21 protein-coding genes and 1 pseudogene are annotated in these 26,566 nt (G+C 70.2%); 11 read left to right on the top strand and 11 right to left on the bottom strand.

Annotation, left to right across the window (positions count from 1 at the left end; all coding sequences use genetic code 11):
- Window positions 1-29 precede the first annotated feature (29 nt).
- Both hemQ and hemG read right to left on the bottom strand, forming a co-directional pair.
- Window positions 30-707 (bottom strand): hydrogen peroxide-dependent heme synthase, encoded by a 678-nt coding sequence (gene hemQ / locus ABH936_RS01330; protein WP_338127045.1) that lies wholly within the window; start codon window positions 705-707, stop codon window positions 30-32.
- Window positions 708-813: 106 nt separating this feature from the next.
- Window positions 814-2,223: a protoporphyrinogen oxidase gene (hemG, locus tag ABH936_RS01325; protein WP_241724617.1), complete on the bottom strand. Its 1,410-nt coding sequence runs from the start codon at window positions 2,221-2,223 to the stop codon at window positions 814-816.
- 206 nt (window positions 2,224-2,429) lie between these two features.
- Between hemG and ABH936_RS01320 the strand changes: the two genes are divergently transcribed.
- Window positions 2,430-3,158, top strand: coding sequence for a YitT family protein (locus tag ABH936_RS01320; RefSeq protein ID WP_404602375.1), 729 nt, complete (start codon window positions 2,430-2,432; stop codon window positions 3,156-3,158).
- Between the two features lie 136 nt (window positions 3,159-3,294).
- Here the strand turns inward: ABH936_RS01320 and mptB are convergent, their stop codons facing one another.
- Window positions 3,295-4,788, bottom strand: a complete 1,494-nt coding sequence (mptB, locus tag ABH936_RS01315) for a polyprenol phosphomannose-dependent alpha 1,6 mannosyltransferase MptB (protein WP_338813203.1) — start codon at window positions 4,786-4,788, stop codon at window positions 3,295-3,297.
- On the bottom strand, window positions 4,763-5,860 hold the full coding sequence (gene hemE, locus ABH936_RS01310) for a uroporphyrinogen decarboxylase (RefSeq protein ID WP_404602223.1): 1,098 nt from the start codon (window positions 5,858-5,860) through the stop codon (window positions 4,763-4,765). The genes mptB and hemE overlap by 26 nt, the downstream gene beginning before the upstream one ends.
- Before the next feature lie 111 nt (window positions 5,861-5,971).
- Here hemE and ABH936_RS01305 point away from each other — a divergent pair, with 111 nt between their 5' ends.
- Window positions 5,972-6,103 carry a hypothetical protein gene (locus ABH936_RS01305; protein WP_404602221.1) on the top strand — a complete coding sequence of 44 codons (132 nt, stop codon included), beginning with the start codon at window positions 5,972-5,974 and terminating at the stop codon, window positions 6,101-6,103.
- Between the two features lie 20 nt (window positions 6,104-6,123).
- Window positions 6,124-6,282, top strand: coding sequence for a GNAT family N-acetyltransferase (locus tag ABH936_RS01300; RefSeq protein WP_404602373.1), 159 nt, complete (start codon window positions 6,124-6,126; stop codon window positions 6,280-6,282).
- Between the two features lie 51 nt (window positions 6,283-6,333).
- Here the strand turns inward: ABH936_RS01300 and ABH936_RS01295 are convergent, their stop codons facing one another.
- Window positions 6,334-7,185: a DMT family transporter gene (locus ABH936_RS01295; protein ID WP_165584899.1), complete on the bottom strand. Its 852-nt coding sequence runs from the start codon at window positions 7,183-7,185 to the stop codon at window positions 6,334-6,336.
- A gap of 207 nt (window positions 7,186-7,392) precedes the next feature.
- On the opposite strand from ABH936_RS01295, the gene ABH936_RS01290 reads away from it, so the two are divergent.
- The 5 genes and pseudogenes from ABH936_RS01290 to ABH936_RS01270 form a co-directional block, all read left to right on the top strand.
- A complete protein-coding gene (locus tag ABH936_RS01290) occupies window positions 7,393-7,974 on the top strand; it encodes a DUF3000 domain-containing protein (RefSeq protein WP_404602218.1) in 582 nt (193 codons plus the stop codon).
- A 3-nt stretch (window positions 7,975-7,977) separates the two neighbouring features.
- Window positions 7,978-9,357 carry an HRDC domain-containing protein gene (locus tag ABH936_RS01285; protein ID WP_404602215.1) on the top strand — a complete coding sequence of 460 codons (1,380 nt, stop codon included), beginning with the start codon at window positions 7,978-7,980 and terminating at the stop codon, window positions 9,355-9,357.
- A 227-nt stretch (window positions 9,358-9,584) separates the two neighbouring features.
- A complete protein-coding gene (locus ABH936_RS01280; RefSeq protein WP_404602213.1) occupies window positions 9,585-10,802 on the top strand; it encodes a thiolase family protein in 1,218 nt (405 codons plus the stop codon).
- Window positions 10,802-12,931, top strand: coding sequence for a 3-hydroxyacyl-CoA dehydrogenase NAD-binding domain-containing protein (locus ABH936_RS01275; protein WP_404602211.1), 2,130 nt, complete (start codon window positions 10,802-10,804; stop codon window positions 12,929-12,931). The genes ABH936_RS01280 and ABH936_RS01275 overlap by 1 nt, the downstream gene beginning before the upstream one ends.
- A gap of 307 nt (window positions 12,932-13,238) precedes the next feature.
- Window positions 13,239-14,585: pseudogene (locus ABH936_RS01270) on the top strand (UDP-N-acetylglucosamine 1-carboxyvinyltransferase); the annotation flags it as partial.
- A 90-nt stretch (window positions 14,586-14,675) separates the two neighbouring features.
- On the opposite strand, the gene hutI reads toward ABH936_RS01270, so the two are convergent.
- The 5 genes from hutI to hutH form a co-directional block, all read right to left on the bottom strand.
- The gene (gene hutI / locus ABH936_RS01265; protein WP_404602209.1) at window positions 14,676-15,851 is read right to left on the bottom strand and encodes an imidazolonepropionase; all 1,176 of its coding nucleotides are present in this window, start codon (window positions 15,849-15,851) and stop codon (window positions 14,676-14,678) included.
- A complete protein-coding gene (locus tag ABH936_RS01260; RefSeq protein WP_404602207.1) occupies window positions 15,848-17,263 on the bottom strand; it encodes a formimidoylglutamate deiminase in 1,416 nt (471 codons plus the stop codon). Before ABH936_RS01260 ends, hutI begins: the two co-directional genes overlap by 4 nt.
- Complete coding sequence (locus tag ABH936_RS01255) at window positions 17,260-18,501, bottom strand: allantoate amidohydrolase (RefSeq protein ID WP_404602205.1); 1,242 nt, start codon at window positions 18,499-18,501, stop codon at window positions 17,260-17,262. The genes ABH936_RS01260 and ABH936_RS01255 overlap by 4 nt, the downstream gene beginning before the upstream one ends.
- A gap of 100 nt (window positions 18,502-18,601) precedes the next feature.
- Window positions 18,602-20,257: a urocanate hydratase gene (gene hutU, locus ABH936_RS01250; RefSeq protein WP_281712501.1), complete on the bottom strand. Its 1,656-nt coding sequence runs from the start codon at window positions 20,255-20,257 to the stop codon at window positions 18,602-18,604.
- A gap of 102 nt (window positions 20,258-20,359) precedes the next feature.
- Window positions 20,360-21,922 carry a histidine ammonia-lyase gene (hutH, locus tag ABH936_RS01245; RefSeq protein ID WP_038570757.1) on the bottom strand — a complete coding sequence of 521 codons (1,563 nt, stop codon included), beginning with the start codon at window positions 21,920-21,922 and terminating at the stop codon, window positions 20,360-20,362.
- Between the two features lie 153 nt (window positions 21,923-22,075).
- Here hutH and ABH936_RS01240 point away from each other — a divergent pair, with 153 nt between their 5' ends.
- Window positions 22,076-22,858, top strand: coding sequence for an IclR family transcriptional regulator (locus ABH936_RS01240; RefSeq protein WP_038567879.1), 783 nt, complete (start codon window positions 22,076-22,078; stop codon window positions 22,856-22,858).
- Window positions 22,859-22,934: 76 nt separating this feature from the next.
- Here ABH936_RS01240 and ABH936_RS01235 read toward each other — a convergent pair whose 3' ends face one another.
- The gene (locus ABH936_RS01235; protein ID WP_081873635.1) at window positions 22,935-24,863 is read right to left on the bottom strand and encodes a BCCT family transporter; all 1,929 of its coding nucleotides are present in this window, start codon (window positions 24,861-24,863) and stop codon (window positions 22,935-22,937) included.
- A 276-nt stretch (window positions 24,864-25,139) separates the two neighbouring features.
- On the opposite strand from ABH936_RS01235, the gene ABH936_RS01230 reads away from it, so the two are divergent.
- Window positions 25,140-25,925 carry a glycerophosphodiester phosphodiesterase gene (locus ABH936_RS01230; protein ID WP_241724627.1) on the top strand — a complete coding sequence of 262 codons (786 nt, stop codon included), beginning with the start codon at window positions 25,140-25,142 and terminating at the stop codon, window positions 25,923-25,925.
- Between the two features lie 231 nt (window positions 25,926-26,156).
- The gene (locus tag ABH936_RS01225) at window positions 26,157-26,549 is read left to right on the top strand and encodes a VOC family protein (RefSeq protein ID WP_239303800.1); all 393 of its coding nucleotides are present in this window, start codon (window positions 26,157-26,159) and stop codon (window positions 26,547-26,549) included.
- Window positions 26,550-26,566: the final 17 nt, after the last annotated feature.

Below are 26,566 nucleotides of genomic sequence, written 5' to 3'. Positions count from 1 at the left end.
GCCTCGCCCCGCGCGGCCACGCGAGAGCGTCAGCGCAGACGCGAGACGAACTTGTCCATCGTCGTCATCGGGCCGGTGAAGAACGGGGTCTCGTGACGCACGTGACGGCGCGCCTCGGTGTAGCGCATCTCGCGCATGAGGTCGAGGATGCGGTGCAGGTCGTCGGCCTCGAACGCGAGGATCCACTCGTAGTCGCCGAGACCGAACGAGGCGATCGTGTTGGCGCGCACGTCGGGGTACTCGCGCGCGGCCATGCCGTGGTCGTGGAGCATCTTCTTGCGCTCCTCGTCGGGCAGCAGGTACCAGTCGTAGCTGCGCACGAACGGGTAGACGCAGATGTACTCGCGGGCACGCTCGTCGGCCATGAACGCGGGGATGTGCCCGCGGTTGAACTCGGCGACACGGTGCATCGCCATGTTCGACCAGAACGGCGTGAGGTGACGCCCGAGCTGCGTCGCGAGGAATCCGCGGTAGGCGCTCTGCAGTTCGTCGACGGATTCGCTGTGCATCCACAGCATGAGGTCGGCCTCGGCGCGCAGGCCGGCGAGGTCATAAGCGCCGCGGACGGTGACGCCCTTGTCGGCGAGCGAGTCCAGGAAAGCCTGCGCCTCGGTGGCGATGGCGTCGCGGTCGCCGTCGATCTCCTTGGAGACGGAGAAGACCGACCACATCGCGTACACGAGCGAACCGTTGATGCGATCGACCATGACGTGCTTCGGTTCGGCCTTGCTCGCGGTGTCTGCGGGGGTGTTCGTCTCGGACGTCATCGTCCGCCTCCTTGTCGTGGCACTTCTTCGGATTCTGGTGGAGAGTCTAGGCGCGGGGCGCGCTCGAGGTGACGGCGCGATCGGCGGCCGCGCGGGCCGTCGCGACGCACGCGGGGATGCCGACACCGTGCATCGCGGCCCCTGCGACAGCGAGTCCGGGCAGGTCGGCGAGCGCGTCCTCAGCCCGTTCGATGCGCGCCAGGTGGCCCAGGGCGTACTGAGGCAGCCCGTCCTGCCAGCGCTGCACGTGCTGATCGCGCGGCGTCGGCAGCGGGTGGCCGAGGGCGTGCTCGAGGTCGGCCAAGCCCGCTGCGGCGAGGGCGTCGTCGCCCTCCTCGAGGATCGCGTCGTCGCGGTGACGCCCGAGCGAGACCCGCACGTACGTGACGTCGGGGGCAGCCTCAGCGAGCCACGGCCACTTGATCGACGAGAACGTCGACGCCTTGATCGTGCGGCCGTCGACGGGCGGGACGAGGAAGCCCGTACCCTGCGGAAGCTGCTGTGCGACAGCCGAATCGAACGCGTAGGTGACGATGGCCATCGAGGCGTACTCGATCTCGGCGAGCGCGTCGGCCGCCTCGGGCGCGAGGTCGGCGAGCAATCGGGCTGTGACGGGCGCCGGCGTCGCGAGGACGACGGCGTCGAACGTATGCGGCTCGGGCAGGCCCTCGACGTCGACCTCGACGTGCCAGCCGGCGCGGTGCGCGAGGGCGCGACGCAGGTCTGTGACGGTGGCCCCGGTGCGGATCGCCACTCCCCTGGCGTCGAGGGCTTCGCGAAGTTTCTCGGGCAACGACCCCATGCCCCCGGCGGGTGCGCCGAACACCTGGCGGGCGTCGTTCGACGAAACGGCCGACGACGCCGCCGCAGCAGCCTGCGTCAGCGGGGTGCCGGCGCGCAGCGCGGCGTAAAGGGCGGGGACGCAGGCGCGCGTCGACAGCTCGCGCGCGTGGCCGGCGTACACGCCACCGAGCAGCGGTTCGACCATGCGGTCGACGACGGCCGAGCCAAGTGCCTGCTCGACGGCGTCACCGACGCTGATGTCGGCTTCAGCATCGTCGAGGGTGAGGCTGACGGCCCGTTCGTCGGCGGCGCGCGCGACCTCGGCGTCGTCGAGGAGACCGGCGGCGGCGTGTGGGTCGGACGGGATGCCCATGAGCGTGCCCGCGGGCAGCGCCTCGAGCGAGCCTCGCGACCACAGCATCGCTGGAAAGCGTTGCGGGTGAACGGAATCGACGCCGAGCTCGGCGAGCAGCGCGACGACTTCGGGCCGACGCCAGAGCGCCGACTCGGCGCCGACGTCGACGGCGTGCCCGGCGATCACCTCTTGGCGCAGCTTGCCCCCGACGCGTTCGTCCGCGTCGAACACCGTCACCTGCGTGTCCGGGTGCGTCGTGCTGACGTGCCACGCTGCGAGGAGCCCTGAGATGCCACCACCGATGATGCCGACCTTCATGTGATCCAGCATTTCACCTCGAATCCCCAGCCACGTCGTCGAGGGGCGCCTGCGGCCCAGATGGTGACGAAGGTCCTACGTGCGTACCCGCCGGCATCATTGCGCCGCCTCTGCGCCCCTGGACACGACGCGCACGAGACTCGACTCGCCCCTAGGGTGACGCCATGCGCACGCCCCATCCGACCGCCGACGTTCCAGAGCAGGGCATGCCCACACCGCCACCTGCCGATGCGGCCTCGACCGGCGGCGTGCGGCGCCGTCACCGAACCTTGTCGAACCTGACGCCCGCCGAGCAACTGCGCGCCGGGCGTCTCGGGCTGCGTCTGCCCCAGTTGTTCGTCGGCCTGACGCTGTACGGCGCCGCGATGGGTCTGCTCGTGCGCAGCCATGTCGGCCTCGACCCATGGGACGTGTTCCACATGGGCGTCAGCGAACACACGGGGCTCGACATGGGCACCGTCACGATCATCACGTCGTTCGCAGTGCTGCTGTTGTGGGTGCCGCTGCGCCAATGGCCGGGGCTCGGGACGATCGCGAACTCCGTCTGGATCGGGCTCGCCCTCAACGCGACGCTGGCCGTCACGCCCGACGTGCACGGCGTCGCCTGGCAGGTGGCGGTCTTCTCGCTCGGGCTGGTCCTCAACGGCATCGGCGGTGCGATGTACATCGGCAGCCAGCTCGGCCCCGGCCCGCGGGACGGGTTGATGACAGGCCTGCACCACCGCACCGGTGCGAGCCTGCGCCTCATCCGCACCGGCATCGAGGTGAGCGTCCTCGTCATCGGGTGGCTGCTCGGCGGCGTCGTCGGGCTCGGCACCGTGGCCTACGCCCTGCTCATCGGCCCGCTCGTGCAGTTCTTCCTGCCGTGGTTCATCGTCGACCTGCACCGTGGAGCTGCTACGCCCCATGAAGACGTCGGCCCCGAAGCGCACTGATCCACTGCCGCCGCCCTCCACCTTCACCGCGCTGCCCGCCTCCCGAGCGCAGCTGAGTCACTTCGTGCGACCCGCGTCAGTCAGGACTGACTCACGTGGCACGAAGTGACTCAACCGCAAGAACGAGCGCCGAACCTCAGGCACTCAGCCAGCGACGCACCCGTGGTGGTAGGTCGTCGCGACGGCGCGTCAGCGCGAACTGGTGCGACGCGACGACGACGGCCGCAACGAGCAGACTCGCGCCGGCGAGCGTCGTGTCCCACATGACGGTGAGCGCGGACGCCACCCCGAGCGTCATGACGAGGTGGATGCGGCGGGTGCGCATCGCGAGCAGCACACCGCACGGCAGCACGGTGAACGCGTACCAGGAGTGCACGACGGGCGCGAGCAGGACGACTGCGGCGAACACTCCCGCGTTCGTCACCATCGCCGACGGCAGTTTGCCCGTCGGCCGGCGCAGCGCCGCCCAGATGACAAGGATGACGGCGAGACCCATGCCGGCGCCGCGGATGAGCGACATCGCGAGGTCGCCGGCCTCGTCGCTGATGAAGCCGAAGAAGTAGCGGGGCAGGTAACCGAGAGCCGTGGGGATCGAGGCGGGCGTGACGACGACGCCCGGCACGCTGAGCGCGCGGATCCAGCCGACGCCGAGGCCATACGGGATGCCGCACAGCGCCGTCACGAGAGCCCCCAGCAGCCCCGCCTGTGCGAGGCGGGCGAAGCGTCGACGCAGGTCGACGCCCACCGGCAATGACAACAACACGACGGGGACGACGGCCACGATGGCGGTGAACTTGACCCCTGCGGCGACACCGACGAAGACGGTGGCCCACACCCAGCGCCCCGCCGCTGCCCACACGAGCGCGACCGTGACGAGGCCCATGAGGAGCACGTCGTTGTGCTCGCCACCGAAACCGTGGGCGAGCATGAGCGGGGAGGCCAGCGTCAGGGCGCTCGCGAGCGCGGGGCTGACGTCGAGGCGACGCGCGAGACGCGGCACGGCCCAGGCGGCGAGGACGAGCCCGATGATGATCGGGACGCGCTGCAGCCACACGAGAACCGTCGGTTCCTTCACGACCTCGGTGCACAGGGCGCCCCACGTCAGGGGCAGCGGACCGTATGGCGTCGGGGTGTAGCGCCAGATCGGGTCGACCATCGAGGTGAGCAGTTCGGGCATCTCCCCCGGGGAGACGACGTACGGGTCGCGGCCCGACTGCGTCAGTGCTCCCTGCGCGAGGTAGCTCCAGCCGTCGTGGGAGAACATCGGCGGCGCGATGAGCCACGGCAAGGCCCACAGTGCCGTCAGGCGCCGGACGACGGCCGTCGCCGCGCGTTGCGCGACGCCGTCGCGGGGCGTGTGCCGGGTGGCGCGCACGAGGTCGACCCAGGCCCACGCGAGCAACAGCATGCCGGCAGCGACGATGATCCAGCCCGCGACGCGCCCCAGCTGCTGCTGGTAGAGCCAGTGCAGCGGCGCGAGCACGTCGCGCACCGGGCCCGGCGGCAGGTCGTTCGTCATGAACCCGCCGAGCATGGCGAGCGCGGAGCCGACGACGCCGCGCGCCGTCAGCCCCTTGCTCGTCGTGAGCGCTTGGGCGGGGCGCTCAGCGCGCGGAAACGCTGTGGACACGCTCTACGACCCGGGTGACGACGTCGGGGTCGGTGCTCGGCAGGACGCCGTGACCGAGGTTGAAGATGTGGCCCTTCGCGCGCCGCCCGGCTGCGACGATCTCGTCGACACGCGCCGCGAGCGGCTCCCACGGCGCGAACAGCAGCGCCGGGTCGAGGTTGCCCTGCAGCGCGTACTGGTTGCCGGTGCGCTCGCGGGCCGCGTCGAGGCTGACGCGGAAGTCGACGCCCACGACGTCGGCGCCCGCCTCACCCATCGCACCGAGCAGCTCGCCCGTGCCGACGCCGAAGTGGATCTTCGGCACGTCGATGCCGGGCAGCTCGTCGACGGCGGCGAGGGCCGTGCGGGAGTGGGGCTGGACGAAGCGCAGATAGTCGTCGAGCGGCAGGTTGCCGACCCACGAGTCGAACAGCTGGATGGCGCTCGCGCCCGCTGCTGCCTGAACGCGCAGGAAGGCGCCCGAGATCTGCGCGAGGCGCGCGCACAGGTCGTTCCACAGCTGCGGATCGCCGTACATGAGCGCCTTGGTGTTCTCGTGGTTCTTCGACGGCCCACCCTCGATGAGGTACGACGCGAGCGTGAACGGCGCGCCGGCGAACCCGATGAGCGGCGTGCCACCGAGCTCGGCGGTGATGAGCTGCACCGACTCGGTGATGTCGGTGACCATGTCGGGCGTCAGCTCGGGCAGACGCGCGAGGTCGGCGCGCGTGCGGAACGGTTGGGCGACGACGGGGCCGACGCCCGCGACGATGTCGAGGTCGACACCGGCCGCAGCCAGCGGCACGACGATGTCGGAGAAGAAGATGGCCGCATCCACGTCGTGGCGGCGCACGGGCTGCAGCGTGATCTCGGTGACGAGGTCGGGGCGGCGGCACGACTCGAGCATCCCGACGCCTTCACGCACCTTGCGGTACTCGGGCAGCGAACGCCCCGCCTGCCGCATGAACCACACCGGCGTGTACGGCACCTCCTCGCCCCGGGCAGCCTTGATGAGGACGGAGTTGCGCGGGTCTGCGTTCACTTCGGTCACGTCGTGGATTCTCTCACGCGCCCCTTGCCGCGACGCGGTCATCCGCGCGTCGAGGGTGTGACGTCTCGTCCGACATGGAGTTGGGCCCTGTCGAAGTCGCTCCCAGTCCGTCCCGCTCCTGCGGCGCGTCAGCCGCCTGCCCACGCTGGCCCCATGACGACCGACATGACGCCGCAAGCCGACGACGCCCGACGTCCCGCTGACGAACTGCGCACCCCGCGCCTGACGCTGCGTCGATGGACGAATGACGACGACGTCGACGCCGCTCACACCGGCCGCGGCTAGGTGACGGAGCTGCGCGCGCCATCCTCGACGAAGCGCTCGCCGGCGGCCTGCGCCGCGTCGTCGCCGTCACCGATCTCGACAACCACGCCTCGCAGCGGGTGGCCCGCAGGATCGGCATGCACCACGTCGGCCGCGCACGCGTCGATGACGACGAGGAACTGGAGTTCTTCGTCAGCTGACGACGGACTCGCGCAGCCCCGAGACGCGCTCGGCGCCGAGCCGACGTCCCGTCACAGCGTCACGAGGACCACGCCGACGACCGTCAGCGCTACCCCGACGAGTTGCACCATTCGCAGCCGCTCGGCGAGCACGACGCGGGCGAGAAGGAGCGTCGCGACGGGGTACAGCGAGCCGAGCACGGCGACGATCGACACCTGCCCCTGCGCGGACGCCGCCGCGAACAGCAGGTTCGCCGTCAGGTCGCCCATGCCCAGCAGCGGCAGCACGAGCACGTCGCGGCGCGTCAGCGGTTCACGGGCGAGCCCCTTCGAGCGCAGGGCGAACAGCGTCGGCAGCAGCAGCGTCAGCGACCCGCAACGCATCGCCAGCATGGCTCCCGACAGGTCGTGCCGCGCACCACCGTCCATGCAGTACAGCGACACCCCGAACCCGAGCGCGGAGATGCACGCGAGGACGACGGGGCGTCGTCCGACGTCGCCGCTCAGTTCCGGTCCGCTCGCGAGCACCGCACCGGCGAGCGCCACGAGCAACCCGATGCCGATCGAGGGCGTCCACGCGTCCCCGCGCACGAGGCCGAGGACGACGGGGACGATCGCGCCCAGCGCCGTGATCGGCGAGACGACACCCATCGTCCCGCTCGACAGCGCCGCATACAGACACATCAGCCCGACGGCGCCGCTCAGCCCCGCGCCGACGCCCCACGTCGCCCACGACGTCCAGTCGGACGAGCCGTGCGTGCCGGCGAGGGAGACGACGCCGAAGAAGATCAGTGCCGCGACGAGTCCCCCGAGCTGCGACAGGGCCACCACCTTGACGGGGTGGAAGCGTTTCGCCCACAGCCCGCCCACGAAGTCGGCCGTGCCCCACACGGCGGAGGAGAGCAGCGCCACGAACGTCACCATTCGCGCCACTCTAAGGCCATACGCCCGGCGAGACCCCAGCGCACCGCCTGTCCCCATCTGCGATTTTGGTCCACATTCACTCCTGGTACACGTGGACGAAAATCGCAGATGGGGACAGGAATCGCCGATGGGTCCGGGCGGGGCCCTTGACGACCCGCGCGGCGTGGCTCCCAGGTTTCGCGTGATAACGCCCCTAGGGTTACCGCCATGGGCATGCACACGTTGAGGCACGATGACGCGACGTATTTCGCCGACGTCGTCGAAACGGTCAAGGCCGCCGCCGTGCGCCCGCAGGTGCACCTCACCGAGGCGCCCGCGCCGCGTCGCATCGCCCCGCACGCCGTCGCGTTCTCGGCGGAGGTCGTCGACCCCAAGGACGCTGACGACGTCCTCGGCACCGGCCGTTTCGTCCTGCTGCACGACCCCGCCTCCCCCGAGGCGTGGCACGGTACCTGGCGCATCGTGACGTTCGCGCGCGCCGAACTCGAATCCGAGATGGCGACCGACCCTGCGCTCGGCGCCGTCGGTTGGGACTGGCTCCTCGAATCGCTCAAGGACGCAGACGCGACCTACTCCGCGGAGGCCGGCACTGTCACCCGTGTCGTCAACGAGAGCTTCGGCGGTCTCGGCGAGCGCCCCTCCAGCGTCGAACTCGAGGTCCGTGCGTCATGGACGCCCGACGAGTCGAACATCGCCGCGCACCTGCTCGGCTGGTCGAACCTCATGTGCACCGTCGCCGGTCTGCCCCCCGTTCCGGAAGGTGTGACGGCGCTTCCCGGGCGCTTCTGATCCATGAACGACTCCCCCACCTCACGACCCGCGGCGCACCGCGACGAAGCCCCGCCAGCGCGGCGAGCGAGCGACGAGCCTGTATCGGCCCGCTCTTCCTCGAGTGAATCCCCGGAACCGCAGGAAACGCCCGCGTACCCCCTCCTCGAAGCACCGGCGGACGGCGTCCCGGACGTCATCACGACCGCTGCTCAACTCAAGGAATGCTGCGCCGCCATTCGTGCTGGCCACGGCCCGGTCGCCATCGACGCCGAGCGCGCCTCGGGTTTCCGCTACGGCAACGACGCCTATCTCGTGCAGTTGCGCCGCGAGGGCTCGGGTACGTGGCTCATCGACCCCGTCCCGCTCAACGATCTGAGCAGCCTCAACACCGCGATCGGCAGTGCGGAGTGGGTGCTGCACGCCGCGACGCAGGATCTGCCGTGCCTCAAGGCCCTCGGCCTGCGTCCGCGCAAGCTGTTCGACACCGAACTCGGCTCACGTCTCGCGGGTCTGCCGCGCGTCGGCCTCGCCGCCGTCACCGAGCACTTCGTCGGTGTGACGCTCGCGAAGGAGCACTCGGCGGTCGACTGGTCGACGCGCCCCCTGCCGCACGATTGGCTCGTCTATGCGGCGCTCGACGTGGAGCGGCTCGTCCAGGTGCGTGACGCGCTCGCCGCTGACCTCGAGGCGCAGGGCAAGGCCGAGTGGGCGCGTCAGGAGTTCGAGGCACTGCTCGACTTCGAGGGCCCGACGCCGAAGAAAGAGCCGTGGCGACGCACGTCCGGCCTGCACGCCCTGCGTGACCTGCGTCAGCTCGCCCGCGTGCGCGCCCTGTGGCAGACGCGCGAGGACATCGCGCAACGCCGCGACACGACGCCCGGGCGCGTTTTGCCCGACGCCCTCATCATCGACCTCGCACGACGCAACCCGCACGACACCTCCGGCCTCGTCGGCCCGCCCGCCATCCGCCCGCGCGTCGGTGACGGTTCCGCGCGACGCCGCCGTCCGCGTCCTGCGCACCGGGGTCTCGCGCGCTACGGCGAGCGTTGGCTCGCGGCGCTGAAGGCCGCCGACGCCCTGCCGAACCGCGAGCTGCCGACGGCGACGCAGCGAACCTCGGCTCCCCCGCCGATCCGTGCGTGGCATGACAAGAACCCGGCAGCGGCCGGGCGTCTCGACGACGTCCGTTACGGCTTGCAGCGCTTCAGCGAGGAGCGTCGCGTACCCGTCGAGAATCTCGTGACGCCCGATCTGCTGCGCCGCGTCATCTGGTCACCGCCCGCCGACACGAGCGAAGACGGCTGGCGCGCGGCGCTGAGCGCCGGCGGAGCCCGCCCGTGGCAGTGCGACATCGTCGCTCCGCTGCTCGCCGAGGCGGCTCTCGACCACCCGTCGCGCTGACGCCCCGCACGCCCGGCCCACGGGTCCCCGCCGTGCCTGCACGCCCACCGAACGCCCGCTGCAACTGCGTCACGTGCTGCTGCGTGCGTCAGGCGTGACTGACGCACGCAGCACCGAGTGACCCACCCAGCCCCCCTCCCGCGCACGAATCCACCCCCTTTCGTACTCAGCGGTAACAAAGCGCGTTAGCCTGGGCACGTCAGCTTCGTCTAGCTTCGGGAGGCATCGTGCCCCGCACGCTCCATGAGGTCGTCTTCGTCGACGGTGTTCGCACGCCGTTCGGCAAGGCCGGTGAGAAGGGCATGTACGCCCAGACCCGCGCCGACGACCTGGTCATCAAGTGCATTCGTGAACTCATGCGCCGTCAGCCGAACCTGCCGCCGGAGCGCGTCGACGAGGTCGCCATCGCGGCCACGACGCAGATCGGCGACCAGGGTCTGACGATCGGGCGCATGGCCGCCCTGCTGTCGGGCCTGCCCAAGTCGGTGCCCGGTTACGCCATCGACCGCATGTGCGCGGGCGCGATGACGGCCGTGACGACGTCCGCGTCCGGCATCGCGTTCGGCGCGTACGACGTCGTCATCGCCGGTGGTGTCGAGCACATGGGCCGTCACCCCATGGGTGAGGGCACCGACCCGAACCCGCGCATCGTCGCCGAGAAGCTCGTCGACCCGAGCGCGCTCGTCATGGGCAAGACGGCCGAGAACCTGCACGACCGCTACCCGGCGATCACGAAGGAGCGCTGCGACGCGTTCGCCGTCGCCAGCCAGAACAAGCTCGCGAAGGCGTACGCGGAGGGCAAGATCCAGCAGGATCTCGTGCCCGTCGCAACGCGCAGCGTCGAGAAGGGCTGGGGCCTGGCCACGGCCGACGAGCCGCCGCGCCCCGGCACGACCGTCGAGGAACTGGCCAAGCTGAAGACGCCGTTCCGCGCCCACGGCAACGTGACGGCCGGTAACGCTGCCGGTCTCAACGACGGTGCGACGGCGTGCATCCTCGCCTCCGAGGAGAGCGCGAAGGAGCTCGGCCTGCCCGTCGGCATGCGCCTGGTCGACTTCGCGTTCGTCGGCGTCGACCCCGAGGTCATGGGCATCGGCCCCGTCCCGGCCACCGAGAAGGCCCTCGCCAAGGCGGGCCTGACGATCGACGACATCGACCTGTTCGAACTCAACGAGGCCTTCGCCGTGCAGGTGCTGGCCTTCCTCGACCACTTCGGCATCGACGCCGACGACGAGCGCGTCAACGCCTACGGCGGCGCCATCGCGACGGGTCACCCGCTCGCGAGCTCCGGCGTGCGTCTCATGACGCAGCTGTCGCGCCAGTTCGCCGAGCACCCCGAGGCGCGCTACGGCGTCACCGCGATGTGCATCGGCATCGGCATGGGTGGCTGCGTCATCTGGGAGAACCCCAACCACCCTGACTACGGCAAGGAGAAGACGGCCTGATGAGCGACAACCAGACTCAGTCGAGCGCCGAGAACGCGCGCGCCGAGGTCGTCACGCACGCCCTCAGCCAGGACATCACGCTGCCGTCGACCGACGGCAAGGGCGCCGGGACGTTCGTGCTCGTCACCCTCGACAACGGCTTCGACCACACGAAGCCGAACAGCTTTGGCCCACAGGGCCTCGCGGAGCTGGAGAAGGCCGTCGACGCCGCCGCCGAGCGCGCCGCGAAGGGCGAGATCGTCGGTTTCGGTGTGACGGGCAAGCCGTTCATCATGGCCGTCGGCGCCGACCTCATGGCGCTGCCGTCGATCACCGACCGTGAGCAGGCCGTCGACATCGCCGAGCAGGGTCACCGCGTCTTCTCGAAGATCGCCGACCTCGACGTGCCGACGTTCGCGTTCGTCAACGGCGCATCCATGGGTGGTGGCGTCGAGATCGGTCTCTACTGCGACTACCGCACGATGAGCGCCGACGTGCCCGCCTACTCGCTGCCCGAGTGCTTCCTCGGCCTCGTGCCCGGCTGGGGCGGCACGTACCTGCTGCCTAACCTCATCGGCGTCGAGAACGCGCTGCAGCTCATCATCACGAACCCGCTGAGCAACAACAAGATGGCGACGGGCGCCCAGGCGTTCAAGCTGGGTGTCGCCGACGAGCTGCTCGCCCCCGTCACGTTCCTCGAGGACTCCCTCGGCTTCGCGGCCGCCGTCATCAGCGGCGAGAAGAAGGTCGAGCGCCCGGAGGTCAACAAGGACGAGGTCGCGTGGAAGGCCGCGTGCGACAAGGCCCGCGCCTTCACGATGCAGAAGACCGGTGGCGCCGCCCCCGCTCCGCTGCGCGCCATCGACCTCGTCGAGGCCGCCCGCACGAACACGCGGGCGCAGGGCTTCGCCGGTGAGGACCAGGCGCTCGGCGACCTCATCATGAGCGACGAACTGCGCGCCGGTCTGTACGCGTTCAACCTCGTCCAGAAGCGTGCGAAGCGACCCGCTGGTGCGCCGGACAAGGCGCTCGCGCGCAAGGTGACGAAGGTCGGCGTCGTCGGCGCCGGTCTCATGGCCAGCCAGATGGCGCTGCTGTTCATCCGCCGCCTCGACGTGCCCGTCATCATGACGGACCTCGACCAGGCACGCGTCGACAAGGGTGTCGGCTACGTCCACGACGAGATCGACAAGCTGCTCGCCAAGGGCCGCGTCTCGCAGGACAAGGCCAACCGTCTCAAGGGCCTCATCACGGGTTCGACGAGCAAGGACGGTTTCGCGGACGCCGACTTCGTCATCGAGGCCGTCTTCGAGGAGATGGGTGTCAAGAAGAGCGTCTGGGCCGAGGTCGAGCAGATCGTCACGCCCGAGTGCGTCCTCGCGACGAACACCTCGTCGCTGTCGATCACCGAGATGGCAGCGGACCTGAAGCACCCCGAGCGGGTCGTCGGGTTCCACTTCTTCAACCCCGTCGCCGTCATGCCGCTGCTGGAGATCATCCGCGGCGAGAAGACGGACGACGCGACGCTCGCCACGGCGTTCGCCACCGGCAAGTCGCTGAAGAAGACGTGCATCCTCGTGAAGAACTCCCCCTCGTTCGTCGTGAACCGCCTCCTCGGCCGGTTCATGGGCGAGGCGGGCAGGATCGTCGATGAGGGCACGCCCGTCGAGGTCGTCGAGAAGGCGTTCGCCGGTGTCACCCCGATGCCGCCGTTCATGCTCATCTCGCTCGTCGGCCCCGCCATCGCGCTGCACAACTCGGAGACGCTGCACGGCGCTTTCCCGGAGCGCTTCTACGTCTCGCCGAACCTCGCGAAGGTCGTCGAGGAGAGGATCCCGAGCTTCTACGGCGCCGACGGCAAGCTCGACGACTCGATCTTCGAGAAGTTCAGCAAGCCGGCGGACGCGAAGGTGCTCACCGAGGAGCAGGTGCGCGAGCAGGCCCTGTCGGCACTGGCCGACGAGACCCGTCGCATGCTCGACGAGGAGGTCGTCGCGGCCCCGATGGACATCGACCTCGCGATGATCACCGGCGCCGGCTTCCCGTTCTGGAACGGTGGCGTGACGCCGCTGCTCGACCGCACCGGCATCGCCGAGAAGGTCACCGGTCAGCGCTTCCTGCCGAAGGGCGCCGCGAGCGTCGCCCGCTGATCGCGGTCCTGACGGCGGCGTGAGCCGCCCACGCGGGGCGTACCTCTTGACGGGGTGCGCCCCGCGCCCGCGTCTCGACACGCCGACCGCGACGATTCGGGGCGCTCGCGGCGGTGGCATACCATCGTTGAATCCGCTGCGCATCGGCGAACCGCGACCGGCCACACGGCCCGGTCAGCCGGCTCGCACCGGTGCGCGTGGGAATGACGGGGTGAACCGCAGTGTTCTTCTCGCCGACGCGTGACGTGCCCCCGGGTCGCGTCGCCGCTCGTCACACCTCGGCGTGATGGGTTCATCTGCACCAACTGATTCGGAGATTGTCACTGTGTCCAGCAACGCGCCCCTGAACCTTCGGATCATCGGCGGCAAGCAGCTGTCCGGGTCTATCGACGTGCGCACGAGCAAGAACGCCGCCGTCGCCTGCCTGTGCGCCGCGATGCTGAACAAGGGGCGCACGACGCTGCGCAACCTCGCGCGCATCGAAGAGGTCAACCGCATCACCGAGGTGCTCGACTCCATCGGCGTGCAGACGCGCTGGCTGCCGGGCACGAGCGACCTCGAGATCACGCCGCCGGCCAAGATCGACCTGTCGACGATCGACGAGGTCGCGGCGCGCCGCACCCGCACGATCCTCATGTTCCTCGGCCCGCTCATGCACGAGTTCGACTCGTTCGAGCTGCCCAACGCCGGCGGGTGCGACCTCGGTGCGCGCACCGTCGAGCCGCACTTGCACGCGCTGCGCGCGTTCGGCATGGAGGTCGTCGCGAAGGACGGGTACTACAACGTCGAGGTCGACAACTCGATCCGCCCGTCGAAGCCGATCGTCCTCATCGAGCGCGGCGACACCGTCACCGAGAACGCCCTGTTCGCCGCAGCCCGCTACGAGGGCACGACGATCATCCGCAACGCCTCGAGCAACTACATGGTCCAGGATCTGTGCTTCTTCCTCGAGAAGCTCGGCGTGACGATCGAGGGCATCGGCACGACGACGCTCAAGATCACCGGCGTCGCCGAGATCAACGAGGACGTCGAGTACTTCCCGAGCGAGGACCCGATCGAGGCGATGAGCCTCATCGCAGCCGCCATCGTCACGAAGTCCGAGATCACGATCAAGCGCGTGCCGATCGAGTTCATGGAGATCGAACTGGCCATCCTCGAGGAGATGGGCTTCCAGTACGAGATGAGCGACGAGTACACCTCGGACAACGGCTTCACGCGCCTTGTCGACATCACGACGAAGCCGGGCCCGCTCAAGGCGCCGACGGACAAGATTCACCCGCTGCCCTTCCCCGGCCTCAACATCGACAACCTGCCGTTCTTCGCCGTCATCGCTGCGTGCGCCGAGGGCAAGACGCTCATCCACGACTGGGTGTACGAGAACCGCGCGATCTACCTCAACGAGCTGACGAAGATCGGTGCGACGGTGCACCTCATGGACCCGCACCGGGTCATGATCGAAGGCCCCGCCAAGTGGCGCGCCGCCGAGGTCATGTGCCCGCCCGCGCTGCGCCCCGGCGTCGTCATCCTGCTCGGCATGCTCGCCTGCCCCGGCACCTCGACGCTGCGCAACATCTACGTCATCAACCGTGGCTACGAGGAGCTCGACGAGCGTCTCAACGCCCTCGGCGCCGACATCACGAGCTTCCAGGACTGATGCTCGACGGCTGCCTGCGCGGCATGCCACGACGAAGCCCGCCCGGTCGCGTACCGGGCGGGCTTCGTCGTGTCTGGGGCTCGGCGTTCCTCAGACCTCCAGCGTCCGCGCGATCGGCACGCCCGGTCGGTAGCAGAGGTGACGGTGGCTGGGCGCGTCGAGAACGGCGAGGTCAGCGCGCGCACCGGGGCGGATGACGCCCACGTCGTCGCGCCGCAGCGCCTGCGCGCCGCCGGCCGTCGCAGCCCACACGGCTTCGGCGGCGCTCATGCCCATCTCGCGCACGGCGAGGGCGATCATGAACGGCATCGAGTCGGAGTAGCACGTGCCCGGGTTGCAGTCGGTCGCGATGGCGACGCTGACGCCCGCGTCGATGAGGCGCCGCGCATCCGGGTAGGGCGAGCGGGTCGAGAACTCGACGCCGGGCAGAAGCGTCGCGACGGTCGACGAATCGGCCAGTGCCGCAACGTCACTCGCCGACAGATAGGTGCAGTGGTCGACGCTCGCCGCACCGAGCTCGACGGCGAGTTGGACGCCCGGTCCCTCCCCGAGCTGGCCGCCGTGCACACGCAGTTCGAGCCCCGCGTCTCGGCAGGCGCTCAGGATCGTCGCGCTCTCGTCGCCGTCGAAGGCGTGCGCACTGCCCGGCTCGCAGAACACGTCGGCCCAGCGAGCGTACGGGTGGCACGCCCCGAGCATCTCGCCGCAGACGAGGTCGACGTAGGCGGCACGATCGCTGCCGCTCGGCACGACGTGGGCACCGAGATAAGTCGTCTCCGGCGTGAACTCGCGGGCGATGCGCAGCGCTCGCGCCTCGTCCTCGACCGTCAGCCCGTAGCCCGACTTCACCTCGACGCACGTCGTGCCCTGCGCGCGCATCTCGGCGATGCGCCGCGCGACGAGCGCGGTGAGGCGGTCATCGTCAGCGTCGCGGGTGGCGGCCACCGTGGTGGCGATCCCGCCCCCGTCGTAGGGCTCGCCCGCCATGCGGGCGGCGAACTCGGCCGAGCGGTCGCCGTCGAAGACGAGGTGTGCGTGGCTGTCGACGAAGCCGGGCATCAGTGCGGCGCCGTTGACGTCGACGCGGCGGTCGGCGTCCGGCGCTCGGCGCGCCCCGCCGACCCAGGCGATGCGGTCGTCTTCGACGACGATCGCCGCGTCGGTGAGGAGGCCGAGCAGGCGCTCGTCCTCGCTCGCGCCAGCGCGGGCGTGCTGCGGGTCGTTCGTCACGAGTTCGGCGATGCCGGTGACGAGCGTCGTCGTCATGTCTGCCTCCAGAAGGGGTCGATGGCGTCGTGCAGGAGCCGCCCGATGCCGCCGGGCGCGAGCGTCTCTTCGAGGCGGTGGCGCCCGCCGCGCACGACGACGCGTCCGTCGACGATGACGTCCGTGACGTCCTGCGCAATCGCGGTGAGCAGGATCTGGTCAGGCGAACAGCCTGCGGTGCGCAGGGATTCGGCGTTGACGACGACGAGGTCGGCGCGCGCTCCGACGACGATCTCGCCGGCGTCGGGCCAGCCGATGCCCGCGTGCCGCGTCGCCGCGGCGAGCAGGTCGCGCGGGCTCAGGCGACCGCGCTCGTTACTCGTCAGCCGCTCGTGCATCTCGAGGCCGCGGGATTCTTCGAACATGTCGATGACGGCGTGCTGGTCGCTGCCGAGGCTGAGCCGGGCGCCCGCGTCGTGCAGTGCAACGGCCGGCCCGATGCCGTCGGCGAGGTCGCGTTCGGTCGTCGGGCAGAAGCAGGCCGTCGCGCCCGCGCGGGCGAGCGTCGAGACGTCGTCGTCGCTCAGATGCGTCGCATGGACGGCGGAGAAGCGCTCGCTCAGTGCGCCGGACTCGTGGAGCAGACCCACGGGCGTGCGCTGGTAGTGGGCCAGTGCGGCGGCGTTCTCCGCAGGCTGTTCGGAGACATGGGCGTGGAGGATCTCCCCCGGCGTCGCGGCGACGACGTCCGCCAGTTCGTCGCGAGCGACAGCGCGCACCGAGTGAATGGCCGCGCCGACCACGGTGTTCTCGTCACTGAGTGCGTCATCCCGCAACTGCGCGTGACGCCGCGCCCAGGCTTCGACGGAGTCGTCGCTGAAGCGCTGCTGCTCAGCACTCATCGCGGCGTGGCCGTCGGTGCCGAGGCCTCCGTGGAGGTAACACGTGTCGAGCAGCGTGAGCCGGATGCCGGCCTCGCGGGCCGCTTGACGCAGCGCAGAACCCATGGCGTTCGGGTCGTCGTAGGGCGTGCCGTCGGGGCGGTGGTGGACGTAGTGGAACTCCCCCACCGCCGTGGCGCCGGCCAGCGCCATCTCGGCGTACACGGCGCGCGCCAGTGCGAGGTATGTCGACGGATCGAGCTGCGCCGCAACGCGGTACATACGTTCACGCCAGGTCCAGAACGTGCCGCCATCGTCATGCGTGCGCCCGCGCAATGCGCGGTGGAACGCATGGCTGTGGCAGTTCGCGAAACCGGGCAGTGCGACCCCGTCGAGCCTGATCACGTCGTCCGAGGATGCGTCGTCAGAGGACACGCCACTCGGCGTCCCGCCCGTCGATCCACCCGACAGCCCATCTCTCGGTGACGCATTCGCCGTCACCTCGACCCATCGCCCGTCCTCCTCGACGAGTCGGACGTCGCGCGCGAGGCCGTCGGGCAGGTGCACGAACGGCACGTGGTAGATGGTCATGAGGCGAGATCCTCGAGCACGCGGACGAGTGCGTCGACGCCGCGCAGGCAGTCGTCGGTCTGCGCGAACTCCTCGGGCGAGTGCGACGTGCCCGACGGGTTGCGCACGAACAACATGACGCTGGGGATGCCGTGGTTGGCGAGGATGCCGGCGTCGTGGCCGGCACCGGTGCCGAGCATCGGCACACCCTCACCGAGCGTGCGGTGCACGCGCGCGACGAGGTCGGCGTCGAACGGGGTCGTCGGCGTCCATGACTCCTCCCGCCATTCGCCACCGAGTTCCGCTGCGCGACCTGCGATCTCGTCGATCGCTGCGCGCACGTCGTCCTCGCGGACGCCGCGGGCGTCGACCCACGCCGTCACGTGGGAGGCGATGGCGTTGATGCCGCCGGGCGTGACGTCGAGCTTGCCGACGGTCGCGACGACGCGGCGCGCGGCACCGTCGTCACGCGAGGTGGCCGCCGCCCGCACCTGCCCGATGAACCGGGCGGCCTTGACCAGCGCGTCGTCGCGGTCGCCGAGCGCCGTCGTCCCGGCGTGGTCGGCGCGCCCGGGCAGGTCGGCGCGAAACCGTCCGTGCGGCCAGATGTCGGTGCCGACCGCGACGGCGGCGCCGAACGGATCGCCCGCTGCGTCACGGGGCAGGTCGACGAGGGCCCGCCCCTGTTCGACGTGCACCTCGACGAAGCACGCGAGGCGCGCGAGGGCCGCGTCGTCCCGCCCGAGATCCGACGGCTGACGCCCAGCGCGCTCCCACGCCTGTGCCATCGTGACACCGTCGGTGTCGCGCAGGCCGAGGGCGCGCTCGGCCGTCAGCGCTCCGGTGATGAGGCGCGAGCCCGCGCAGGCGACGCCGAAGCGCGCGCCCTCCTCGTCGACGAAGTTGACGACACCGATCGGGCGCGCGGGCGCGAACCCCGACTCCTTGAGTCGGCGCACCGCGAGCAACGACGAGACGACGCCCAGGGGTCCGTCGAACGCCCCACCGTCGGGCACCGAGTCAAGGTGCGATCCGGTGGCGACGCCAGGCGTCCGATCCGGCTCGCCCCACCACGCCCACTGGTTGCCTGCGCGGTCCTCGACGACGTCGAGACCGAGCGCTTCACACTCGCCGTCGAACCATTCGCGGAGCATGGAATCCTCACGGCTCCAAGCGAATCGGCGGTATCCGCCACTGTGCTTGTCGCGCCCCACCGGGGCGAGGTCGGCCCACAGGCCCTCGAACGTGCGCTTGGTCATCGAAACCCTCCGGGTCCTCGTCGTCATCGGACATGTCCGGCTCGGAAGCGGGGCGGGGCATGCCGAGCACGCCACGCCCCCGCGTCCGACGCCGTCCCGCTCAGCCCTCGCTCATCGGGATGCGGACGCCGCGCTCGGCGGCAACGTTCTCGGCGGTGTCGTAGCCTGCGTCGACGTGGCGGATGACCCCCATGCCGGGGTCGTTCGTCAGCACACGCGCGAGCTTCTGCGCGGCCAGCGGCGTGCCGTCCGCGACGGAGACCTGCCCCGCGTGCATCGAGCGTCCGATGCCGACACCGCCGCCGTGGTGCAGCGAGACCCAGCTCGCGCCGCTCGCCGTGTTGACGAGGGCGTTGAGCAGCGGCCAGTCGGCGATGGCGTCGGAGCCATCCTGCATGGCCTCCGTCTCGCGGTAGGGCGAGGCGACAGAGCCGCAGTCGAGGTGGTCGCGCCCGATGACGATAGGGGCGCTCACCTCGCCGTTCGCAACCATGTCGTTGAAGCGCAGGCCGGCCTTGTCGCGTTCGCCGTAGCCGAGCCAGCAGATGCGCGCCGGCAGGCCCTCGAAGTGCACCTTCTCGCGGGCGCCCTTGATCCAGCGGTGCAGGCGCTCGTTGTCCGGGAACAGGTCGAGCACCGCCTCGTCCGTCGCGTAGATGTCCTTCGGGTCGCCCGAGAGCGCCACCCAGCGGAACGGGCCCTTGCCCTCGCAGAACAGCGGGCGGATGTACTTCGGCACGAAGCCCTCGAACTCGAACGCGCGGTCGTAACCGCCCTGGCGCGCCTCGTCGCGGATCGAGTTGCCGTAGTCGAACACCTCGACGCCCTTGTCCTGGAAACCGACCATCGCCTCGACGTGACGCGCCATCGACTCCTGCGCTCGCTCGGTGAACTCCTCGGGCTTCTTCGCGGCGTACTCGAACCAGTCGGCGACGTCGATGCCGATCGGCAGGTAGCTCAGCGGGTCGTGCGCGCTCGTCTGGTCGGTGACGATGTCGATGGGCACGTCGCGGCGCAGCAGCTCCGGGAAGACCTCGGCGGCGTTGCCGACGACGCCGATCGACACGGCTTTCTTCGCGTTCTTCGCAGCGACGGCGCGGTCGATGGCGTCGTCCAGATCGTCGGCGATCTCGTCGAGATAACCGTGCTCGACGCGGCGGTGCAGACGCGCCGGGTCGACGTCGACGATGAGGCACGTGCCACCGTTCAGCGTGACGGCGAGGGGCTGGGCGCCGCCCATTCCACCGCAGCCGCCGGTGAGCGTCAGCGTGCCCGCGAGGGTGCCACCGAACGTGCGCTCGGCGATCGCCGCGAAGCACTCGTACGTGCCCTGCAGGATGCCCTGGGTGCCGATGTAGATCCACGACCCGGCCGTCATCTGGCCGTACATCGTGAGACCCATCTGCTCGAGGCGGCGGAACTCGGGCCACGTCGCCCAGTCGCCGACGAGGTTCGAGTTCGCGATGAGCACGCGCGGCGCCCACTCGTGCGTCTGCATGACGCCGACGGGCCGGCCCGATTGCACGAGCATCGTCTCGTCGGCCTTCAAAGTCTCGAGTGTGCGCACCATCGCGTCGAAGCTGCGCCAGTCACGTGCGGCGCGGCCGGTGCCGCCGTAGACGACGAGGTCGTCGGGGCGCTCGGCGACCTCCGGGTCGAGGTTGTTCATGAGCATGCGCAAGGGGGCCTCGGTGGCCCAGCTGCGAGCGTTCAACTGGGTGCCGCGGGGTGCGCGGACGGGACGGGCGCCTTCCATGGGGTGCTCCTCGGTCAGGTTCGGCGGAACTGCGGGTGGGTCGATGCGGAGGGTGGAGGGACGATCGACCGCGGGTGTGCGTGAGCAACCGTCCAGGACGCGTCAGTCGAGCGAGCCCGCGGCGCGGGCGGCGGCGTCACGGACGGCGCCACTCTTGACGAGCGCGACGGCGCGTTCGATCTCCGGCGAGAGGTAGCGATCCCGCCCCGGCATGCCGGCGGTCTGGCCGGCCTCGTCCGTCAGCGCGGCGATGACGGCGGCCGCGACCGGCCCGGGCGTCAGCGGTGCGCGCAGCTGGATGCCGCGCGTCGCCGTCAGCGTCTCGATGGCGAGGACGCGGGCGAGACCGTCGACGGCCCGACGCAGCTTGCGGGCGCCGGCCCAGCCCATCGAGACGTGATCCTCCTGCATCGCGCTGCTCGGGATCGAGTCGACGCTCGCGGGGCTCGCGAGCCGCTTGAGTTCGCTGACGATGCCCGCGGCCGTGTACTGCGCGATCATGAGGCCCGAGTCGGTGCCCGGGTCGTCGGCGAGGAACGGCGGCAGGCCGTGGTTGCGGGCGACGTCGAGGAAGCGGTCGGTGCGGCGCTCGCTCATCGACGCTACGTCGGCGATGACGATGGCGAGGAAGTCGAGGACGTACGCGACGGGTGCTCCGTGGAAGTTGCCGTTCGACTCGACGCGGCCGTCGAGCGTCACGACGGGGTTGTCGACGGCGGCCGCGAGCTCGCGGGTCGCCACGGTCGTCGCGTGCTCGAGGGTGTCGCGGGCCGCGCCGATGACCTGCGGCGAGCAGCGCAGCGAGTAGGCGTCCTGCACGCGGGTGCAGGCGCCCGGTTCACGGTGGGATTCGCGGATGCCGCTGCCCGCGAGCACCTTGCGCAAGTTCGCCGCCGAGAGCGCCTGGCCGGGGTGCGGGCGCAGCTGCTGCAGGTCGTCGGCGAAGACGGCGTCCGAGCCGAGCAGGCCCTCGACGCTGAGGCCGGCGGCGACGTCGGCGCTCGTCAAGAGCATGCGTAGATCGGCGATTGCGAGGCACAGCATGCCGAGCATGCCGTCGGTGCCGTTGATGAGCGCCAGGCCCTCCTTCTCCTGCAGCTGGACGGGCTCGATGCCGGCGGCGCGCAGCGCGTTCTCGGCGTTCGTCAAGTGGCCGGCGGCGTCGACCACCTCGTCCTCGCCCATGAGCGCGAGCGCGCAGTGCGCGAGCGGCGCGAGATCGCCGGAGCAACCGAGCGAGCCGTACTCGCGCACGACCGGGGTGATGCCGGCGTTGAGCATCGCGACGTACGCGTCGAGCGTCTCGGGACGGATGCCGGCGCGCCCGGTCGCGAGCGTCGAGATACGCAGGAGCATGAGCGCGCGCACGACCTCGCGCTCGACCGGTTCACCGCTGCCCGCGGCGTGCGAGGCGACGAGGCTGCGCTGCAGCTGCTGACGCTTCTCGAGCGGGATGTGCTGCGTCGCGAGCGCACCGAAACCGGTCGAGATGCCGTAGCGCGGCACCGGGTCGTTGGCGAGGGCGTCGATGATCGCGCGGCTCTTCGCGACCTCCGCGCGACTCGCCTCGCTGAGCACGATGCGCGCGTCATGGCGGGCGACGGCAACGACGTCGTCGATGTTGAGGGCGCCGATGCCGACCTCGACCTCGCAGGCAGCGCTCATGTCAGGGGGCGTGACGTCGGCGCCGGGCGTCGCGGCGGGGTCGTGATGGTGCTGAGGCGTCGAGGCGTTCGTCATGACACCACCTTCGCCCGTGACCACACTCGTGAGTGACCCAGGACGCGCTTTTTGTCTCGGGTACGAGACACTGGGCGCATGTCGTCGTCCGTCCCCGCCGCCGAGCACGTCCTCGCGCTGTTGCAGCGCATCGCCGCGCGCCCCTCGCCCGCACCGGCGGCGGCTCTCGCCCGCGAGCTCGACCTGCCCCGCTCATCCGTCTACAAGCTGCTCGGTGTGCTGCGCGCCGCAGGGTTCGTCACGCATGACGAGGGGACACGACGCTGGGGGTTGGGGCCGGCCGCGCACGAACTCGGCTCGGCCTACCGGCGTCAGGCGCCGCTGCAGCGCGCCGCGCAGAGCATCGTCACCGACCTCGCGGAGCGGACGGGGGCCTGCGCGCACCTGGCCGTCCTGCACGGGCGCGACGTCGTGTACGTGCTCGAGGAGCGACCGCTCGGGGTGCCGCCACTCGTCACCGACGTCGGCGTGCGGCTGCCCGCGACCGTGACGGCGAGTGGCCTTGCGATTCTCGCGGCCCTGCCCGCTGCGCAGGTGCGTGCGCTGTTTCCGCGCAGCGACGACCTCGTCCGACGCCGTGAGAGCGGCAATGCGCCGGGGACGCTCAAGGAGCTGCGCTCACAACTCACGCAGGTGCGCCAACGCGGCCATGCCTGGGAGAACGGCTCGGTGACGGAGGGCTTCGCGTCCGTGGGGTGCGCGGTACTCGACCACAACGAGCTGCCGGCCGCGAGCCTCGCGGTGACGTGGGACGAGGGGCGTCTCGCGCGCCACGGTGAGGATCCGGCCGAGCGACACGATCGGTTCGTCGCGGCGTGTCGAGCGAGCGCGCAGGCCCTCACTCGCCGATTGAACGGGTGAATGATTGCGGGGCTGAACGGCGCGAGGCCCCCGTGGAGGTGAACTCCAGGGGGGCCTCGGCCGAACGGCGCGCTGCTCAGGAGCGCCCGTCATCCTTGGCGTGCTTGCCGCCGCGCCACGGGCCCGTCGTGCGACGGATGCGGTAGTCGATGCGGTTGTCGACGCGGTGGTCGACCTGGCGGCCGAAGTGCTCGTCGAAGTTCGACTGCAACTCTTGACGCACGTACTCGACGCGACCGAGGAACTCCTTCTCCTCACGACGGCGGTAGTCGTAGCGCACCGCCTTGAACGTCGCGACGCACATGAGCACGAGCACGACGCTGAACGGCAATGCCGTCGCGAGAGACGCCGCCTGCAGCGCCTTGAGCCCGCCGGCGAGGAGCAGGCCGATGGCGATGGCACCTTCCATGAGGGCCCACAGCACACGCGACCACGTCGGCGGGTTGGGGTGACCCCCGGAGGCGAGCATGTCGACGACGAGTGAACCCGAGTCGGAGGAGGTGATGAAGAAGACGGCGACGAGCAGGATCGCGATGACGGACAGCACCTGCCCGAGCGGCATGTCCTGCAGCACCGTGAACAGCACCTTCTCCGCGACGACACCGTCGGTCTTGTCGACGAGACCGCCGTCGCCGAAGAGCTGACGGTGGATGCCGGCGCCGCCCATGACGGCGAACCAGACGAACCCGACGAGCGTGGGCACGAGAAGCGTGCCGGCGATGAACTCGCGGATCGTCCGCCCGCGGGAGATGCGGGCGATGAAGACGCCGACGAACGGCGCCCAGCTGATCCACCACCCCCAGTAGAAGATCGTCCACGCAGAGTTCCAGTCAGCGCCCTTCTCCCCCGTGTAGGCACCGACGTCGAAGGTCATGCCGAGCACGTTGGCGAGGTAGGCACCGAGCGCCTCGGTGAGGTTCTGGAACAGGAACAGCGTCGGGCCGAGCAGCAGCACCGAGATGAGCAGCAGACCGGCGAGGCTGAGGTTGATGTTCGACAGCCACTTGATCCCCTTGCCGAGGCCGGAGACACACGACAGCGTCGACAGGAACGTGATGCACACGATGAGGATGACGAGGGTCGTGTTGTCCGTGCTGTCGAGGATGCCGATGGACTTCAGACCGGAGGCGATCTGCTGCACGCCGAGACCCAGCGATGTCGCGACACCGAACACGGTGCCGAAGATGGCCAGGATGTCGACGAGGTCGCCCATCCAACCCTTGACGCGCTCGCCCAGGATCGGCTCGAGAGCCCACCGGATCGAGATGGGGCGGCCGCGACGGTGGATCGCGTACGCGAGGGCCAGCCCGATGACGGCGTAGATCGCCCACGGGTGCAGACCCCAGTGGACGAAGGTCTGCGCCATCGCGAGCTGTGAACGCTCGGCCTCGCCTTCGGGCCAGCCGGGCTTCGGCATCGTCGTCGCGTAGGTGAGTGGCTCACCGACGCCGTAGAAGACCAGGCCGATGCCCATGCCCGCGGCGAACAGCATGGCGAACCAGGAGAAGACCCCGAACTCGGGCTTCTCGTCGTCGTTGCCGAGCTTGATCGAGCCGTAGCGGCTGAGACCCATGAAGGCGGCGAAGGCGATGAACCCGCCGATGACGAGCATGTAGTACCAGCCGAAGTTCGTGACGATCCATGACTGCATGTTCGTCAGCACCTCACCGGTGCCGTCGGGGAAGGCGACGCCGAGCACGGCCACCGCGAGGATGACGATGAGTGCCGGCCAGAAGACGCGTGGCGCGACTCCGCCCTTGCCGAGGCGCACGCCCTGGCGTCGCAACTTCTCTGCGATGACCTCGTCGTCGTCGTCCTCGGCGATCTGCGCGGCGTCAAACAGATCGGAGGGCAGAGGGTCCGACGACTCGCTCTCGTGGCGCGCCGCTTCCTCGGGCGTCTGCGCGGCTGTGGTTTTCGTCTCCGGCGCAGCGCCGTCGTCGGTGATCGCCGTTGCCGGGGTGGCGCCCGGCGGGCCGTCGGCCTTCGGTTCTTCGTCTTGCATGCGATGTCCTCCCTGGTGTCCATCGTGTGGTCGGAAGTCACGACTCTTCCGGATCGCAGACCACATCTCAAGTTGTTACTGGCCGGTACTCGCTTGGAGCTGCTGGCGATCGAGTTCGGTCCGCAGGGGTCTGCCGCGACCGTGCGTGCTGGACGATGCCGCCTGCCGACCGAACACCGCTGATGGCCGCGATGCCGAATGAGCACCCCGGACGCCCGGCTGTGGCACGATGCGGGAACCCGTTTCGTCTCCCGTCGCACGTGAGGACCGCTGCTCATGACCAAGGCAACCTCGCATCTCGCGTCGCGGCCCGTCGCCCTGGCCCACCGCGGTTTCTCCGGTGGCACCTCGCATGCCCTGGAGAACTCGATGGCAGCGTTCCGCGCTGCCGCCGAGCACGGCTACCGGTGGGTCGAGACCGACGTGCACGCGACCGTCGACGGGGTGCTCGTCGCCTTCCACGACACGACCCTCGACCGCACGAGCGACGGGGCCGGCACGATCGCGCATCTGCCGTGGGAGGTGGTCGCACGGGCGCGGATCGCCGGGCACGAGCCGATCCCGCGACTCGAGGAATTACTGACGCAACTGCCGCAGGTGTGCGTCAACATCGACGTGAAATCGGCCGGGGCGGTCACACCGCTCATCGAGTGCATCGAACGGTGCGGCGCGCACGATCGCGTCCGCATCGCCTCCTTCTCCGACGCGCGGCGCCGAGCCGTCCTCGCCGGCCTGACGCGACCGGTCCGTTCATCGCCAGGGCAGTCGCGCACCACCGCGCTGTGGCTCGCGGCGCACCTGCCGGTGCTCGGTTCGCCCCTCGTCGCGCGCCTTGCGCACGGCATCGACGCCGTGCAGATCCCCGAACGTCAGGGCCGCCTGCGCGTGCTGACGCCGAGACTCCTGCGCGTCCTGCACGGCGCCGGGCTCGACGTCCACGTGTGGACGGTCAACGAGCGCGCCGACATGGAGCGTCTGCTCGACCTCGGCGTCGACGGCCTCATCACCGACCGCGCCGACGTGCTCAAGGACGTCCTCGTCGAACGGGGTGAATGGGGCTGAGCAGAGCGGCTCGACGGGCGATCGCCTGGTTTCGTCAGCCTGCAGCGCGGACCTCGTCTTTGATGGCGTGGCCGTGCAGGGGCCAGGTGCGGTGTGCTGGACGCACGTGGTTGGGAGTGCGCCGAAGTGGGGAAGCGCGATCGCTGAGCCGCGACCGTCGAGAATCGTTGACACGGCGGGTATCCGGCGAAAGTATCTTTATGTCAAGATACTTTCACCGGAAGGCGCCTCATGCTCACGTTGCATCATGTCCAGGTCTCGATGCCCGAGGGTCGCGAGGACGACGCCCGACGTTTCTACCGCGATGCCCTCGGCCTCGACGAGGTCGCCAAACCCGGCGTGCTCGCGCAGCGCGGCGGCGCGTGGTTCCGCGCGTTCGCTGACGACGGCGCCGTCGCGGCCGAGATCCACCTCGGGATCGACGAACCGTTCGTCCCCGCCATGAAGGCCCACCCCGCCCTCCTCGTCGAATCGACAGCTGCCCTGGAGGCCCTTGCCGCGCGCATCGAGGGCGCCGGTTTCGACGTGAACTGGGCCGAGCGCCACACCCTCGACGGCTACGAACGCTTCCACTGCCGCGACGCGTTCGGCAACCGCGTCGAGGTGCTGACGCCCAAGCTCTGACGGCTCGCGAGCGCGAT

Origin of the sequence: Dermacoccus sp. GAS27A, from assembly GCF_044909235.1 — a bacterium.
In the GTDB taxonomy this organism is placed as follows: Bacteria; Actinomycetota; Actinomycetes; order Actinomycetales; family Dermatophilaceae; genus Dermacoccus; species Dermacoccus nishinomiyaensis.
The sequence above is the reverse complement of the archived record's forward strand: the minus strand, read 5'-3'. Positions and strand labels throughout refer to the sequence as shown.